The sequence below is a fragment of the Aliiruegeria lutimaris genome (assembly GCF_900099935.1).
Lineage (GTDB): Bacteria > Pseudomonadota > Alphaproteobacteria > Rhodobacterales > Rhodobacteraceae > Tropicimonas > Tropicimonas lutimaris.
This window is the reverse complement of record NZ_FNEK01000044.1, coordinates 1-14498: the sequence shown is the minus strand read 5'-3', so window position 1 is coordinate 14498 and position 14498 is coordinate 1. Positions and strand designations below refer to the sequence as shown.

At 62.6% G+C, this 14498-nt stretch carries 15 protein-coding genes; 4 read left to right on the top strand and 11 right to left on the bottom strand.

All coding sequences use genetic code 11. The features are described from left to right. The first annotated feature begins 66 nt into the window (after positions 1–66). Both BLR85_RS18180 and BLR85_RS18175 read left to right on the top strand, forming a co-directional pair. Positions 67–1122, top strand: coding sequence for a saccharopine dehydrogenase (locus tag BLR85_RS18180; RefSeq protein ID WP_093159965.1), 1056 nt, complete (start codon positions 67–69; stop codon positions 1120–1122). Between the two features lie 11 nt (positions 1123–1133). After that, a complete protein-coding gene (locus BLR85_RS18175) occupies positions 1134–2276 on the top strand; it encodes a saccharopine dehydrogenase C-terminal domain-containing protein (RefSeq protein ID WP_093159961.1) in 1143 nt (380 codons plus the stop codon). Between the two features lie 286 nt (positions 2277–2562). Here the strand turns inward: BLR85_RS18175 and BLR85_RS18170 are convergent, their stop codons facing one another. From BLR85_RS18170 to truB, 7 genes are all read right to left on the bottom strand, one after another. After that, positions 2563–2769, bottom strand: a complete 207-nt coding sequence (locus BLR85_RS18170) for a cold-shock protein (protein WP_068313140.1) — start codon at positions 2767–2769, stop codon at positions 2563–2565. 173 nt (positions 2770–2942) lie between these two features. Further along, positions 2943–3269 (bottom strand): DUF3775 domain-containing protein, encoded by a 327-nt coding sequence (locus tag BLR85_RS18165; protein WP_093159956.1) that lies wholly within the window; start codon positions 3267–3269, stop codon positions 2943–2945. A 121-nt stretch (positions 3270–3390) separates the two neighbouring features. Continuing rightward, complete coding sequence (locus BLR85_RS18160; protein WP_093159951.1) at positions 3391–4596, bottom strand: DNA recombination protein RmuC; 1206 nt, start codon at positions 4594–4596, stop codon at positions 3391–3393. After that, a complete protein-coding gene (gene mutL, locus BLR85_RS18155; protein ID WP_093159946.1) occupies positions 4593–6452 on the bottom strand; it encodes a DNA mismatch repair endonuclease MutL in 1860 nt (619 codons plus the stop codon). Before mutL ends, BLR85_RS18160 begins: the two co-directional genes overlap by 4 nt. A 118-nt stretch (positions 6453–6570) precedes the next feature. After that, entirely contained in the window at positions 6571–6840 is a 270-nt protein-coding gene (gene rpsO, locus BLR85_RS18150) for a 30S ribosomal protein S15 (RefSeq protein ID WP_068313150.1), read from the bottom strand. 192 nt (positions 6841–7032) lie between these two features. Next, on the bottom strand, positions 7033–7548 hold the full coding sequence (locus BLR85_RS18145) for a DUF1643 domain-containing protein (protein WP_093159942.1): 516 nt from the start codon (positions 7546–7548) through the stop codon (positions 7033–7035). Beyond that, entirely contained in the window at positions 7545–8465 is a 921-nt protein-coding gene (truB, locus tag BLR85_RS18140; protein WP_093159938.1) for a tRNA pseudouridine(55) synthase TruB, read from the bottom strand. The genes BLR85_RS18145 and truB overlap by 4 nt, the downstream gene beginning before the upstream one ends. A 311-nt stretch (positions 8466–8776) precedes the next feature. On the opposite strand from truB, the gene BLR85_RS18135 reads away from it, so the two are divergent. Further along, positions 8777–9115, top strand: a complete 339-nt coding sequence (locus BLR85_RS18135; protein WP_425284491.1) for a DUF2794 domain-containing protein — start codon at positions 8777–8779, stop codon at positions 9113–9115. Positions 9116–9148: 33 nt separating this feature from the next. On the opposite strand, the gene BLR85_RS18130 is transcribed toward BLR85_RS18135, so the two are convergent. The 3 genes from BLR85_RS18130 to BLR85_RS18120 all read right to left on the bottom strand — a co-directional run bounded on the left by BLR85_RS18130 (position 9149) and on the right by BLR85_RS18120 (position 11804). Beyond that, positions 9149–9979, bottom strand: a complete 831-nt coding sequence (locus tag BLR85_RS18130) for a C40 family peptidase (RefSeq protein WP_093159934.1) — start codon at positions 9977–9979, stop codon at positions 9149–9151. After that, positions 9976–11355 (bottom strand): leucyl aminopeptidase family protein, encoded by a 1380-nt coding sequence (locus BLR85_RS18125; protein WP_093159930.1) that lies wholly within the window; start codon positions 11353–11355, stop codon positions 9976–9978. Before BLR85_RS18125 ends, BLR85_RS18130 begins: the two co-directional genes overlap by 4 nt. Before the next feature lie 68 nt (positions 11356–11423). Beyond that, complete coding sequence (locus BLR85_RS18120) at positions 11424–11804, bottom strand: hypothetical protein (RefSeq protein WP_093159924.1); 381 nt, start codon at positions 11802–11804, stop codon at positions 11424–11426. A 151-nt stretch (positions 11805–11955) separates the two neighbouring features. Here BLR85_RS18120 and BLR85_RS18115 point away from each other — a divergent pair, with 151 nt between their 5' ends. Further along, positions 11956–12639, top strand: a complete 684-nt coding sequence (locus BLR85_RS18115) for a carbonic anhydrase (protein WP_093159920.1) — start codon at positions 11956–11958, stop codon at positions 12637–12639. A gap of 65 nt (positions 12640–12704) precedes the next feature. On the opposite strand, the gene BLR85_RS18110 is transcribed toward BLR85_RS18115, so the two are convergent. After that, on the bottom strand, positions 12705–13727 hold the full coding sequence (locus tag BLR85_RS18110; RefSeq protein ID WP_093159915.1) for an aspartate-semialdehyde dehydrogenase: 1023 nt from the start codon (positions 13725–13727) through the stop codon (positions 12705–12707). Positions 13728–14498: the final 771 nt, after the last annotated feature.

The following is a 14498-nucleotide window of genomic DNA, read 5'->3' as shown; positions in this document are numbered from 1 at the left end:
TGCAATCCCCTCGGAACCTCTCTTTTGTGCGCGCCAACACGAGGACGCAGAAGACGAAGGTTTGCAATGACACATCTGTGGGTGCGCGCCGAGGAACGGCCGAATGAAGAGCGGGTTGGCATTCTCGCCGAGGGGGTGAAGGCGCTGCGGGCCGCAGGGTTCCGGGTGACAGTGGAAGAAAGCCCGGTCCGCGCCCTGCCGCTCGACCCTTATCTCGCTGCCGGTGCCGGGATTGCCGAAGCCGGCAGTTGGCGGCAGGCCCCAGACGATGCGATCATCTTTGGCCTGAAGGAGCTGCCGCTGGACGGACAGCCCCTCAAACACCGCCACATCATGTTCGGCCATGCCTATAAGGGGCAGGCGGATGGGCGCGAGTTGCTGAAACTCTTCAAGGCCGGTGGCGGGGCGCTTTACGACCTCGAATATCTCGTCGACGAGTCCGGCCGCCGGGTGGCGGCTTTCGGCTATTGGGCGGGCTATGCCGGGGCTGCAGTGTCGTTGAAATGCTGGGCCGCGCAGCAACGGGGCGAAGTCTGCGGGCCGGTCGGCGTCTATTCCGGGCAGCCGGCGCTGCTGGAGGAGCTGGAATCCGAGCTTGATGCCACGGGGGCATCGCGGCCCTCTGCCCTGATCATCGGCGCCAAGGGGCGCGTGGGCACCGGCGCGGCCGATCTCTGCGAGGCAATGGGCGTGGCGACGACCCTTTGGGACATGGAAGAAACCGCCCATGGCGGTCCCTTCCCGGAGATTCTCGCGCATGAGTTGTTCCTGAACTGCATCCTCGCCCGCACGGGAACGCCGGTGTTCGTGCCGGCTTCCGCGAAGACCGATCCGCGCAGGCTTTCGGTGATCGGCGACATTTCCTGTGACCCGTCGAGCGATTTCTCTCCGATCAAGGTTTATGATCGGGTGACCGACTGGGCCGCGCCCGCATTGCGCGTCCATGACGATCCGGTGCTTGATGTCACCGCCATCGATAACTTGCCCTCCATGCTGCCGGCAGAGAGCTCCGAAGATTTCGCCACGCAACTCTTGCCCTCGCTTATGGGCCTCGACAAACTCGAATCCGGGGTCTGGGGACGTGCGAAGGCCGAATTCGATCGCCACGTCGCCGAAGTTTGAGGGGAAGACAAATGACGATCCATTGGTGCGGCACCGGTTTGAGTGCCATTCCCGGCTTGCGCCGGCTGCTGGAATTCAACAACGAGGTCTGTGTCTGGAACCGCACCGTCGCCAAGGCGCATGAGACGGTGGGCGACCTTACAGACTGGATCGAACCCTTCGACCTGCCGACACTGCGCGAGGCGCTGAACCCCGGTGACGTGGTCGTCTCGATGCTGCCCGGTGACTGGCATGTGCCGCTGGCCAAGACATGCATCGAAGAGCGGGCACATTTCGTCTCTTCCTCCTACATCTCGCCCGAAATGGCCGCGCTGGACGGCGCGGCGAAGGAGGCCGGGGTGTGTCTTGTCAACGAGGTGGGGCTGGATCCGGGGATCGACCACCTCATGGCCCATTGGTTGGTGGCCGATATGCGCAAGGGCGGCCATGTGCGGCCCGATGCCGAGTATGAATTCGTCTCCTATTGCGGCGGTGTTCCGAAGGAGCCTAACGCCTTCCGCTACAAGTTCAGCTGGTCGCCACTGGGGGTTCTCAAGGCGCTGCGTTCGCCCTCGCGGTCTATCCGCGACTACTCGGTGCTCGACATTGCGCGGCCATGGGATGCCGTATCGCGCTATGACGCGCCGCTGCCGCAACCGGAGAGCTTCGAGGTCTATCCAAACCGCGACTCGCTCCCCTTCATGAAGCAATACGGCTTCGAGGACGGCTGGAAGGTGCGCCAGTTCGTGCGTGGAACGCTACGTCTGAATGGCTGGACGGAGGCCTGGGCGGGGATCTTCTCAGAGTTCGAGACGCTGGAAGGGCCACAGGGCGATGCGCGCCTCAAGGAAATGTCGGACCAGCTCTGGGCCGAATATGCCTATGATGAAGACGAGCCGGACCGGGTGATTCTCTGCGTGGCCCTCAAGGTCAGTCAGCAGGGAGAGGTCCGCTATCACAAGACCTATCTTCTCGATGCCTGGGGCGACGCGCGCGGCAGTGCCATGGCTCGTCTCGTTTCGCAGCCCGTGTCGCTGGCCGTCGAATCGGCCAAGGCGCGCGAGATCCCACCCGGTGTCAGCGCGGCCCCGAGCGATCCGCGCCTCGTCGAGCGGTGGCTCGAGGCGGTGGATGTACAGGCGCAGCATATGATGGTCGTCGATCACCTCGTGTGATTGGCCGTAAAAGCCGAAATGAGGTGTCGCCCGAGAATCGTACGGTACCGGTTATCGGCTCTCACCGCCCTTGGGGGGCACCCCAAAGCCCCCAGGATATTTGGAGTCAGAAGAAGACGGAAACAAACTGGGCTTCTTCTGACTGTAAATATCCCGGGGGAGCGCCTTTAGGCGCGGGGGTAGCGCCCCCTTCAACGGATGAAACCGGATCGATTCGCTGACAATGCCCCGAAACGAAAAAGGGCGCACCGCAGCGCGCCCCTCTCGAAAAAAGTATCGTGGAAAATCAGGCGAGGCTGATATTCTTTGCGCTCTCGCGCCCGTCCCGACCGGATTCGAGGTCGTAGGTGACCTTCTGGTTGTCGGCGAGGCCGGTCAGGCCCGAACGTTCGACAGCAGAAATATGGACGAAAACGTCCTTCCCGCCGGAATCCGGGGCAATGAAGCCGTAGCCCTTGGTGGAGTTGAACCATTTTACGGTGCCAGTGGCCATTCCGTGTTCTCCTTAAAAGTATCACTGCCCGCAGAATGCGACAGCTCGGCGTCGTCAGGCAAGATCGAATGCCAGTCGCCGGGAAGGAGAATGCAGATCGATAGCTTATAACGTAGCGAGCGGGGCTATGCCCCAAAATCGAGATTCGGTCAACTGGCTTTGCGCATCGCCCGCTAGTCCCGTTCGCGCAGATGGTCTTCCTCGTGGGCGACATTCATTCCGAGCGCTTCCATACCATCTTCGATAAAATTCGCCAGGTCCGGCATGCCGCCAAGATAGTCCTCGGTCGGCGCGGAGCGTTCGCGTCGCGCGGTGTCGAGCGCGTCTTCCAACTCGTCTGCGGAGAAGCTGTCACGGCCAATCCAGACAAGCGCCACGAGGTTCACCTGCTCGTCCACGTTCAACCCGGAGATATAGTCGCGCAGATGCGCGTTTTCGGGGCCGTATTCACGTGCCAGTGCAATAATCCTCACCAATTTTCCGGTGCTGATTTCCAGCATGGCCCTCCCCCTTTTCACATGTTGTTTTCTTATTTTTCACGCGCCCGGGCGACAACTGCAAGAGAAAGCGTAGCGGAGACCGTAAACATCTTGCCGCTGGGGGCGTATTTCCTTCGGCCGGTCAGTCTGCCGGGCTCTCCTGCCCGGGTCGCAGAATCTGGACCGGGCTGCGCCCCGGCACTGGTGCAGGCGCCACTTCCGGCGCGAGTTCCTCGAAATCGAAACTGTCCAACCGGCGGGCGCGTTTTCCGGCCTTCTCTGCGCTGATGCGAATTTCGCCGATATCCTTGGCGGCCTGGGAGAAATGCTTGTCGAGATTGCCGACGCGCGCCTCCAGCCGTTCGACATCGGCATGCAGCAGGCCGAGTTCCTTGCGGATGGCCCCCGCCTGTTCGCGCATTCGGGCGTCCTTGAGAATCGCGCGCATAGTGTTGAGTGTGGCCATGCAGGTCGTCGGTGAAACGATCCAGACGCGGGCGGCAAAGCCCTCACGCACGAGTTCGCCGAAATTGGCGTGCAACTCGGCATAGACCGCCTCTGAGGGCAGGAACATCAACGCGCCGTCGGCGGTTTCGCCCTCGATGATGTACTTGGTCGAGATTGCCTTGATATGCGCCTTGACCGCGACGCGCATCGCCTTGGTCGCCTCGGCCTGTTCCCATTGCGTGTTGGCATTGCGCAGCGCTTCATAGGCTTCCAGCGGAAACTTGCTGTCGATCACGATTGGCCCCGGCGGGTTCGGCAGGCGGATCAGGCAATCGGCGCGCCTGCCGTTGGAGAGCGTCGCCTGCCATTCGTAGCTGTCCGCCGGAAGCGCCTTGGAGACGATATCCTTGAGTTGGATCTCGCCAAATGCACCGCGGGTCTGCTTGTTCGACAGGATGTCCTGCAGCGAGAGAACGTCGCCGGAGAGTTTCTCGATATTGGCCTGGGCACGGTCGATGGTTTCCAGCCGCTGGTGCAACTCGCCGAGGGAACGTGCGGTGCGGGTGGAGGAACCCTGCAGGCTCTCGCCCATCTTGGATGTCACTTCGGCCAGCCGGGTTTCCATGAGCTGCAACATTTGCACCTGCGATTGCGCCTGTGCCTCGGAAACATGGGTTAGGCCACCGGCGAGCTGATGCTGGCCGTCCGACAGCAACTGGATCCGGCCCGTAAGCGTGTCCATATGCTGAAGCATCGGCTGTGCCATATCGGCGGCCCGCCCGGCGCGGCGGACAGCCGACACCAGCAGCACGAACAGCAACAGCAGCACCGAAAGCGTCAGCAGCGCTGCGATCACCGCTGGGTCGTCCAGCGCAAATGTCGTCTCGCCAATCGTGATCATGTCCGGCCGAAAAGCCTCTCGATATCGGCCAGCTTCAGTTCGACATAGGTCGGCCGGCCGTGGTTGCACTGGCCCGAATGCGGGGTGGCTTCCATTTCGCGCAGGAGCGCGTTCATCTCCTCGGCGCGCATCTGCCGGCCGGAGCGGATCGAGCCATGGCAGGCAACGCGGCTCAGGACGGCGTCGATTCGGGCGCCGAGCGCGGTGGAGTTTCCGAGATCGGCGATTTCGTCGAGAATGTCGGAAAGCAGTGCCTTTGCATTCACCTCGCCGAGAATCGCCGGCGTTTCGCGCACGGCGACGGCGCCACCGCCGAAGGGCTCGATGGTCAGTCCCAGTTGACGCAACTCGTCGGAGACAGCCATCAGCCGCGCGCAATCGCCTTCACCCAGTTCGACGATCTCGGGAATGAGCAGCGCCTGTGCCGCGACGCCGTTCTCCGCCATCTGTCGCTTGAGCCGTTCATAGACGAGGCGTTCATGCGCCGCATGCTGGTCGACGATGATGATGCCGTCCCGTGTCTGGGCGATAACATAGTTCTCGTGCACCTGTGCCCGGGCCGCGCCAAGCGGCAGATCCTGTACCGGGGATTGCGCAGGCTCTGGCGCCGGTTCGATTCGGGCCGAGGGTGAGGCGGCCTCGGCAAAGCCTTCGGGTTCGACCAGGGGGGCCTGTGCCGCGTAGGCGCTGCGCAGGGCGCCAGGGCTTGGCCGGTCCATCTGGTAGACCCGCGGTGGACCGCTCGGTTCGGGCCGAAAGGCGCCGAGCGTTGCGCCGGCAACGGTGCTCGAGGCGCGATGGCCGGCATCGGCAATCGCGTGGCGAAGCCCGGAGACGATAAGCCCGCGCGCCGTGCCCGGCTCGCGGAATCGCACTTCGGCCTTGGCGGGGTGGACGTTCACATCCACCAGCTGCGGGTCACAGTCGATAAACAGGGCCGCGGCGGGATGCCGGTCCCGGCTGAGGAAATCCATGTAGGCGGCGCGCAGTGCGCCGGTGAGCAGCTTGTCCCGCACAGGGCGGCCATTGACGAAAAGATATTGCGCAATGGCGGAGCCACGCGAGTAGGTCGGCAGCGCGGCGAAACCGGTGAGTCGCAGCCCGTCGCGCTCGGTATCTATCACGATCGCGTTCTCGGTGAACTCGGACCCAAGGATGCGCGAAAGTCGCCCCCGTAGCGCGTCGAACAGGTCGCCCGTCTCGGAATCGGCGCGAAAGGTGATGCGTCCTTCGCCATCGGCGGTGATGTCGCGCAAGGTGAAGGAGACTGCGGGTTCGGCCATGGCCAGCCGCTTGATCACGTCGGTGATCGCCTGCGCCTCGGCCCGGTCAGTGCGCATGAATTTGAGACGTGCCGGCGTGGCGTAGAACAGGTCGCGCAGTTCTACCACCGTTCCTCGCGCCAGCGCGGCGGGTGTAACAGACCCCATCGCACCGCCGGTGACGACAATGCGTGCGGCTTCGGCACTGTGGCGCAGGCGGCTGGTAACGGTGAGCCGTCCGACCGCGCCGAGCGAGGCCAACGCCTCGCCGCGGAAGCCGAAGGACCGGATATCGAGCAGGTCGGAGCCATCGATCTTGGAGGTGGCGTGGCGGGAAAGCGCAAGCGGCAGGTCGCTGGCGGACATCCCGCAGCCATCGTCGCTCACCCGGATGATCCGTTTCCCGCCATCGGCATAGGCCACCTCGATTCGGGTGGCACCGGCATCGAGCGCGTTCTCCACCAGTTCCTTCACGGCGGAGGCGGGGCGTTCAACCACTTCGCCAGCAGCGATCCGGTTGATGACCGTCTCATCAAGTTGCCGGATGATCGGAAGTTGGCGATCTTGGCCTATGTTGGGGCGGGTTGCATTCATGCCACAAGAGCTAGCATGGCCTCGGGGATTCGGCCACAGGATATGCAGCCTGTCCTGCAAAGCAAAACGCCCGCTCCTTGCGGAACGGGCGTTGTCCGACCTTTGGGGATCGGGAAACTTAGCGGCGGATGCCGAGGCGCTGGATGAGATCCTGGTAACGGCTCTCTTCCTTGCCCTTGAGGTAGTCCAGCAGCTTACGACGCTGGGCGACGAGCTTCAGAAGACCACGGCGGGAGTGGTTGTCCTTCTTGTGGGTCTTGAAGTGCTCGGTCAGGGTGTTGATCCGCGAGGTCAGAATCGCAACCTGAACTTCGGGCGAACCGGTGTCGCCTTCCTTGGTTGCGTATTCGGCAATGACGCGGTTCTTTTCTTCAACAGTAATCGACATCGGGGTCTCCTATTGGTTGGTGTTCATGGCGCAAGCCGGGATGTCGTCCAGCAGAGCCCTTGGAGAAGCTCCTTGCCCGGATTCGGAGCAAGGATGGGCGCGTGTAATGGAAAATTCCGGAAAATGGAAGGGGTCGTATGGAACGGCCGCAATCGCCGCGTTACGGATCTGGATCTTGCGGGGAGATGCTGGTCAGACCGCGGTCGGCCAAGGCTCAGGCCTTGTTCCATAGGAGATATAGAGCGGGTGACGCGGGTGGCCGGCGCGGGTCTGTCCGAGGCACAGCAACGGGCGGCCGGTTTGACGAAGCAGCTCTGAAACCTCTGTACCACGGTCGCGATGTTCCCCGTGGGCGCCCCAGGCGCAGAGAATATCATCAGCCCAACTCACGCTTTCGACAAGGATCCCATCGTTCTCAGGGCCGTCCGGATCCGCAGCCCGGCGCAAGGCGGCCGGGTCGGTCTCGCGCAGGGCGAAGATGTTGCAGGCCCGGAAGGCGCCATAACCGAGCGCGCGGGCCCGGCGTTCGCAGCGCTCGATTGTCGGGTCATTGGCGACTTCCGTCGCCTTGGACGGGTTCAACATGATGTAAAGCAGCCGCTTGCCGCCTTGATCCCAGCAGCGGGTCAGGGCGTAGCGATAGAGCTCGCAATCGGAATAGAGCGCCGTGGATGGTGCGTCGCCTTTCACGTGTGAGCGGGCGATCATGCCTCGTCCGGCAGATTGAACACGCGGGCCGGATGCAGCTCGCCGCTGCGATAAATGCCGATGGCGACCGGCTTGCCCTGGTAGCTGGCCCAGGCGGTGTCGCCATATTCGACATCGGCTGCGGCCATCACCATGCCCGGGTTGCCATTACGCATCCGGCTGGCGCCTTCCGGCGTGCAAGGGAGCATGGGCAGATCCACCAACCCATCCTGCAGGGGGCGCAGATGGGCGTCCAGTTCGGGTGTGCGCGCCTTTTCTTCCAGTTCTTCCCAGCTCAGCGCGCCCTCGGTTTCGAACGGGCCGGACCAGACGCGGCGTAGTTCGGTTACATGGGCGCGGCAGCCAAGCGCCTCGCCGAGATCGCGTGCGATGGAGCGCACGTAGCCGCCTTTTCCACAGACCATCTCCAGCACGGCGTGATCCGCATCGGGCCGGGAGATCATCTCGAGGCTGTCAACATAGAGCGGGCGGGCGGCGATCTCGAAATCTTCCTCGTCGCGGGCCAGCGCATAGGCGCGCTCGCCGTCGATCTTCACGGCGGAGTATTTCGGCGGTACCTGCATGATGTCGCCGATAAATGGCGGTAGCGCGGCGCGGATCGCGTCATCGGAGGGGCGGGCATCGCTTTCGGCGATAACTTCGCCCTCGGCATCGTCGGTATTGGTGGCCTGGCCGAGCCGGATGGTGAAGCGATAGGCCTTCAGCGCATCGGTGACATAGGGAACGGTCTTGGTCGCTTCGCCGAGCGCGATGGCGAGAAGGCCGGTCGCGGCAGGGTCCAGCGTGCCGGCGTGACCGGCTTTCTTTGCGTCGAAAGCCCAGCGGACCTTGTTGACGACCGCCGTGGAGGTCGGGCCGGACGGCTTGTCCACGATCACCCAACCGGAAATATCGCGCCCCTTGCGCCTACGTGCCATGGAATGCCTCTCGTGCGTTAAGGGCGGCGGGGTATCGCGCGGAGTGGGCTGCTGTCAATGGCGGAGCCATTGCGTGCACTGCCTCTGCATTCGGATTGTTGGGGAGGGATGTAGTTCCGGTGCCGCGAACTGGGTGGGGGCTGTTGCTCCGCGGCACCGGACTGAGCCAAAGCTCTCTACATGTGGATAGATTGACTCCGACTTTTGGCGCGGATGCGGGCAAACGGTGAAGGACTCGCGGTCTTTTTGTGGCTGAAATGCGGCGGGGGTTGATTTGGATAGCTGCACTGATTCATGGTTGCGACATGAACATGGAAACCACGACCCCATTTCGTCCCGGCCACCTGCCCGAGCAGGTGGCCTTCGATCGCAAGGAATTGGGTGTAATCCTTACCCTCTACGGGCGGATGGTGGCAGCGGGGGAATGGCGCGACTATGGCATTTCCTGCCTGAGAGAAGTCGCTGTCTTCTCGATCTTTCGCCGTACCGCAGAATCGCCGCTCTACAAGATCGAGAAACGCCCCAAGCTGCGGCACAAACAGGGGATGTACTGCGTGATCGGCATGGATGGGCAGATCCTGAAACGCGGGCAAGACCTGAAGGCCGTGCTGCGCGTGCTGGAACGCAAGCTGATCCGCGCGGTGGAATAAGGCGTTTCGGGGCTCCCCGAAACGCGGCAAAGCTCAGTCCAGGCGCTTGTGCGCCAACAACTCGCCAAATTCGCGAGCGGCGATACGGGTGAGTGCTTCGTGCAGAGGTTCGAGCGCGACGGCCATGTGATGCGCATTGGCGTGGATGAGTGTTTCGGCGTCGGCCGCCATGGCCACGTGTCCCTTCCAGAAGAACAGGTCACCGCGTTGCGCAGGTGTTCCGACCGGCAGGAAGCTCCCAACGGTCTCCTGTTGCAGGTCGCTGTCGCCCGGGCAGGCAATGCCGGCCGAGAGAAGCGCCGCCTGAACGAGGCCGGAGCAATCGATCCCGTCACGGGAATTGCCGCCCCAGAGATAAGGCGTTCCCAAGTAGAGTCGCGCCGTCTCGACCGGATCGACCGGGGCGGCCCCTTGAGCGACGAGATGGCGAGTGAAGACGAAGCCACCCGAATCCGTCTCCGACCAGTCGCCCGTTTGCCCGGCAATGGTGAGCTGGCTGCCATGGGAGAGCCAGCAGGTCTCCGGTGATTTCAGATCGGGCGCGGAATAGAGATGGGTTGCGGGGGCGGCGACATGGTGTGTCGGTGCAGCATCGACGGTCAGCGCATCGGCGCGGCAATAGCCGACATAGCCGTCGCGCCCGGATTGCAGAAACGCATGACTTTCGTGGATGTCGAACACTCGAACGCGTTGGCCATGCAGGAGTTGGCGTTCGCGCTTGCCGTCGGGCGCTGTCAGGAGGTCCACGACAGACGGGGCGATGCGGTGCCATTCGCCATCTACGAAACGGGGAGCTTCGTGCTTGCCCACAAGCTCCGTTGCGGCGACTCGGGTGTTGGCGGGTAGGAGCCGGCGATCGGTCATAGGCCGAGAATCTCCGGCAGGGCTTCCAGGATGGCGCGCGCGCCCTGACCCACGCCGCCAACCGGTCGGGCGGGGGCGGCGGTGGGCTGCCAGCCATAAATGTCGAAATGGTTGTAGCTGCGGGCCCCTTCGGCAAAGCGGCGCAGGAAGAGCGCAGCTGTGATGGAACCGGCCATGCCCCCCTTGGGCGCATTGTCCAGATCGGCGACTGCCGGCTCGATCATCGCTTCGTAGGGCTCATAGAAGGGCAGCCGCCAGACGGGATCGGCCACGCGTGCCGCAGAGGCCGCCAGCGCGGAGGCGAAGCGCTCGTCGGTCGAGTAGAAGGGTGCGATGTCCGGCCCGACGGCGACTCGGGCGGCGCCGGTGAGCGTGGCCATGGAGATCAGGCAGTCGGGGTCCTCCTCGCAAGCCAGGGCCAGCGCGTCGGCCAGAACGAGGCGGCCTTCGGCATCGGTGTTGTTGATCTCCACGCTCAGCCCCTTGCGCGAGGGGAGCACGTCCTGCGGGCGGAAGGCATTGCCGGAAACGCTGTTTTCCACCGCCGGAATCAGCACGCGGAGCCGCAGTTTCAGTCCGAGCGACAGGATCATGCTGGCGAGGCCCAGCACGGTCGCCGCCCCGCCCATATCTTTCTTCATCAGCCCCATGGAGGCGCCCGGCTTGAGGTTCAGTCCGCCCGTGTCGAAGCAGACACCTTTGCCGACCAGCGTGAGGCTTGGGCCTTCGGTTCCATGCGTGAGATCGATCAGGCGAGGCGCACGGGGCGAGGCGCGCCCGACGGCGTGGATCAGGGGGAAGCCTTCGGAGAGCAGGTCGTCGCCACAGGTCACGGAGACGCGCGCGCCGTGGATTTCGGCCAGCGCTCGGGCGGCTTGTTCCAACTCCTCCGGCCCCATGTCGTTGGAGGGCGTGTTGATCAGGTCGCGTGTCAGCGCTTCGCCATTCGCGATGGCTTCAGTGCGGGTGGCGTCGATGCCGGTCGGGGCCTTCAACCAGGCCTGCGGTGCGGGCTTCGCCTTGTAGCGCTCGAAGCTGTATCCTGCGAGGAGCCAGCCCAGGGCGCATTCCTCCAAGACGGTTTGTGGCATTGACGTGCACAGTTCGTATGTTCCGGCGGGCAATTTGCCGGCGACCGTCGCGATGTGGAACCGGTCGCGCCGGCGGGCCTGCTCCGTCCCGTAGCCCGCTACCGCGATCGCGCCGTCGCCGGTTGGCAGAAGCGCCGTCTCGCCGAGCGCGGCGCCGAAGGCGAGACGGTCGAGCCAGCCGCTCGCCGTTTTGTCCAGCGTCTCCCGCCAGCTTTCCAATTCGTTTTGAGAAACGAGATGAAGCGGCGTTGATGGAGCGGATTCGTCGGCAAAACGAAGCGTCATGATAGTTGTCCTCGGACCGTATACGGGCGGAGGAAAGGTAGCGTTTCCGGGTCTCCCCGCAAGGGGTATCAGATCGGAGGATCCTGAAGATCCCAGACCGCCGTGAGCGACCGCTCCCCGATACGCTCCAGCCGTGAGAGCGTGGCGCTCAGCGCAATCGGGTCGCCCGTCACGGCGCATTTGGCGACGTCGCCCGCGACACGGGCAAAGCCGGTCAGCCCGACCTGCCGGGCAATGGCGATCATGCTGCGCGCAATGCGGGAAAGCTTGTCCCATCGACCCGCGCGGTGAAGTTTCGGCAGGTCCGAAAGCCGTAGGGCGAGTTCTTCCATCGCGCGGCAAACCACGTTCTCTGCGCCGGCCGGCCCGAGTTCGAGATAGAGTGCTTCGAGACTGTCGGGATCGAGCCGGATGGGTTCGTCGTGATCAAGTTTCGCGTAATTGGCCACCGGACACCTCTCATCATGTTTGCGCCGCCCCCACGGTCGGGCAGCAGCATCGGCGCCGTGATTGAACATTCGGTTAGGATCGAACCCAAATTTGCACTCGAATTTCGTAAAATCCCACCCTAGGAAGGGTGAAGCAACAGGAAGAGACGTCATGACCGAAGAGAGTGAAAAGAAGCCCAACAGCGCTGTTCACGCGGCCGCATTGCCGCCTTACCTGGCCACGCGCTACAATGGCTGGCGCGCGACGGAGTATACCGAGAACAAGGTCTGGTATCGCCGGCTCGCCGAGGACGGGCAGAATCCGCGCATCATGGCCATTGCCTGCTGCGACAGCCGGGTGAATGTGAATGGTATCTTCAGCGCCGAAACGGGCGATATCTTCCTGCACCGCAACATTGCGAATGTCGTCCCGCCCTATCTGCCGGACGGGGATCCGCACGGCACGTCGGCGGCGTTGGAATATGCGGTCAGCGTGCTGCGGGTGGCACATGTGATCGTGATCGGCCATTCGGATTGTGGAGGCGTCAAGGGCTGCCACGACATGTGCTCGGGCCATGCGCCGGAACTGGAGTCCAAGGAAAGCTTCGTCGGCCGCTGGCTCGAGATCCTGCGGCCCGGACACGAGCGTGTGGCCCATATCAAGGAAGAAGAAGAGCTGCTGCGCGCCCTGGAGAAAGAGACCGTCGTAGTCTCGCTTGAAAACCTCTGGGATTTTCCTTTCGTGCGTGAAGCGGTGGAAGCGGGGCGGCTGTCGCTGCACGGGTTGTGGGTCGATATCGGCGCGGGGACATTGGAGCATTATCTGCCCGAGCTGGGAGAGTTCACCCCGGTTTGAGATGCCGGAAATGAAAACGGGCGGGGAAACCCGCCCGATCCGTAATTGCATTCCCTTGGAAGGGTTTAGCCCTTCTTGAGGATCCGATTGCCGAAGAGTTCGGCGATCTGCACCGCGTTTAGTGCCGCACCCTTGCGCAAGTTGTCCGAAACGCACCACAGGTTCAGGCCGTTCTCGATAGTCGAATCTTGACGGATCCGGCTGATATAAGTCGCAAATTCGCCAACCGACTCAACCGGCGTGACGTAGCCGCCATCCTCGCGCTTGTCGACGACCATGATACCGGGCGCTTCGCGCAGGATATCGCGGGCCTCGTCCTCGTCGAGGAAGTCTTCGAACTCGATATTGATCGCCTCCGAGTGGCCAACGAAGACCGGCACGCGCACGCAGGTCGCGGTGACCTTTATGGACGGGTCGACGATCTTCTTGGTCTCGGCAACCATCTTCCACTCTTCCTTGGTCGAGCCGTCATCCATGAAGACGTCGATATGCGGAATGACGTTGAAGGCGATCTGCTTCTGAAACTTGGACGGCTCGACTTCCTGGCCGGGGACATACATGCCCTTGGTCTGGTTCCAGAGTTCGTCGATGCCGGCCTTGCCGGCGCCGGAAACGGATTGGTAAGTCGAAACGACGACGCGCTTGATGCGGGCGCGGTCATGCAGCGGCTTGAGCGCCACGACCATCTGCGCCGTCGAGCAGTTCGGGTTCGCGATGATGTTCCGGTTCTTGTAACCCTCGATCGCATCGGGGTTACATTCGGGAACGATCAGCGGAATATCCGGCTCGTAGCGGTAGAGCGAGCTGTTGTCGATCACGACGCAGCCTGCCTTGGCCGCCTTAGGTGCGTAGGTCTTGGTCGCGGAGGAGCCGACAGCAAAGAGCGCCATGTCCCAGCCAGTGAAATCGAACGTGTCGAGATCCTTGGTCTTGAGAGTCTTGTCGCCAAAGCTGACTTCAGTGCCGAGAGACTTTCGGCTGGCAAGAGCCACGATCTCGTCAACGGGGAACTGGCGCTCGGCCAGGATATTCAGCATTTCGCGGCCCACATTTCCCGTGGCACCAGCGACAACGACACGATAACCCATCGGTCCTTCTCCTATTATGTGCGCGGGCCTCATATCAGCGAGGTCGACGCGGGGGAAGGGAGGATTCTGCATGGCGCCATGTCTTTTGCGGTGGCGCGCCTGGGGAACACAGAATCCGGAACGCTGAGTCGCGCTGTCACACTACTTATATATAGCACCTGCAGAGATGGGTTCGTATCGACGTCCGTAGGGAGGCGGGGATTCCGACCTTTGGCGCGGGACAGAGTGGCGAGTCATCGCTGCGATTCCGTGGATTCTGGAGGGATCCGAATCCGAATCTGACGCAAAAACGGGCGAATCCGGGCCTGATATCGGTGTCGGAGGCAGGATTATCGGCAGAAGAGAAACTTTTTTGACCGCTAATGGCTTGTTTTTATTCACTTTTCCAAAAATTTCGCAATTCTCTTGAAAAAGCACTTGCGACCCCCCGTTGGTATCCGTAGAACCCCTGCACCGGCGGCGCTGAGGCGCACGGCGGGACACGGAGCGGGGCGGTTGAGAGGCCGATGAGCGAAGTGGAAATAACATAGATAGGATGGGCAGGCTGGCGCGCTTGAGTAAGATTGGGCGCAACGGTTGGCTTTGTTTTCTCTGCTCTTTGACATTGCTGGTGACTGAAGAGATTTGTGGGCGGTTTGGTTCATTCGATGGATCAACACTGCACATCAAATCCAACGCTCTTACGGGTTCGCCCCGATGATAGAGTGTCAGCTTCACTGTTTGGCGGCTTCTGGTTTCTGATGAAACCTGGAGCACATCAAACAGAGACGG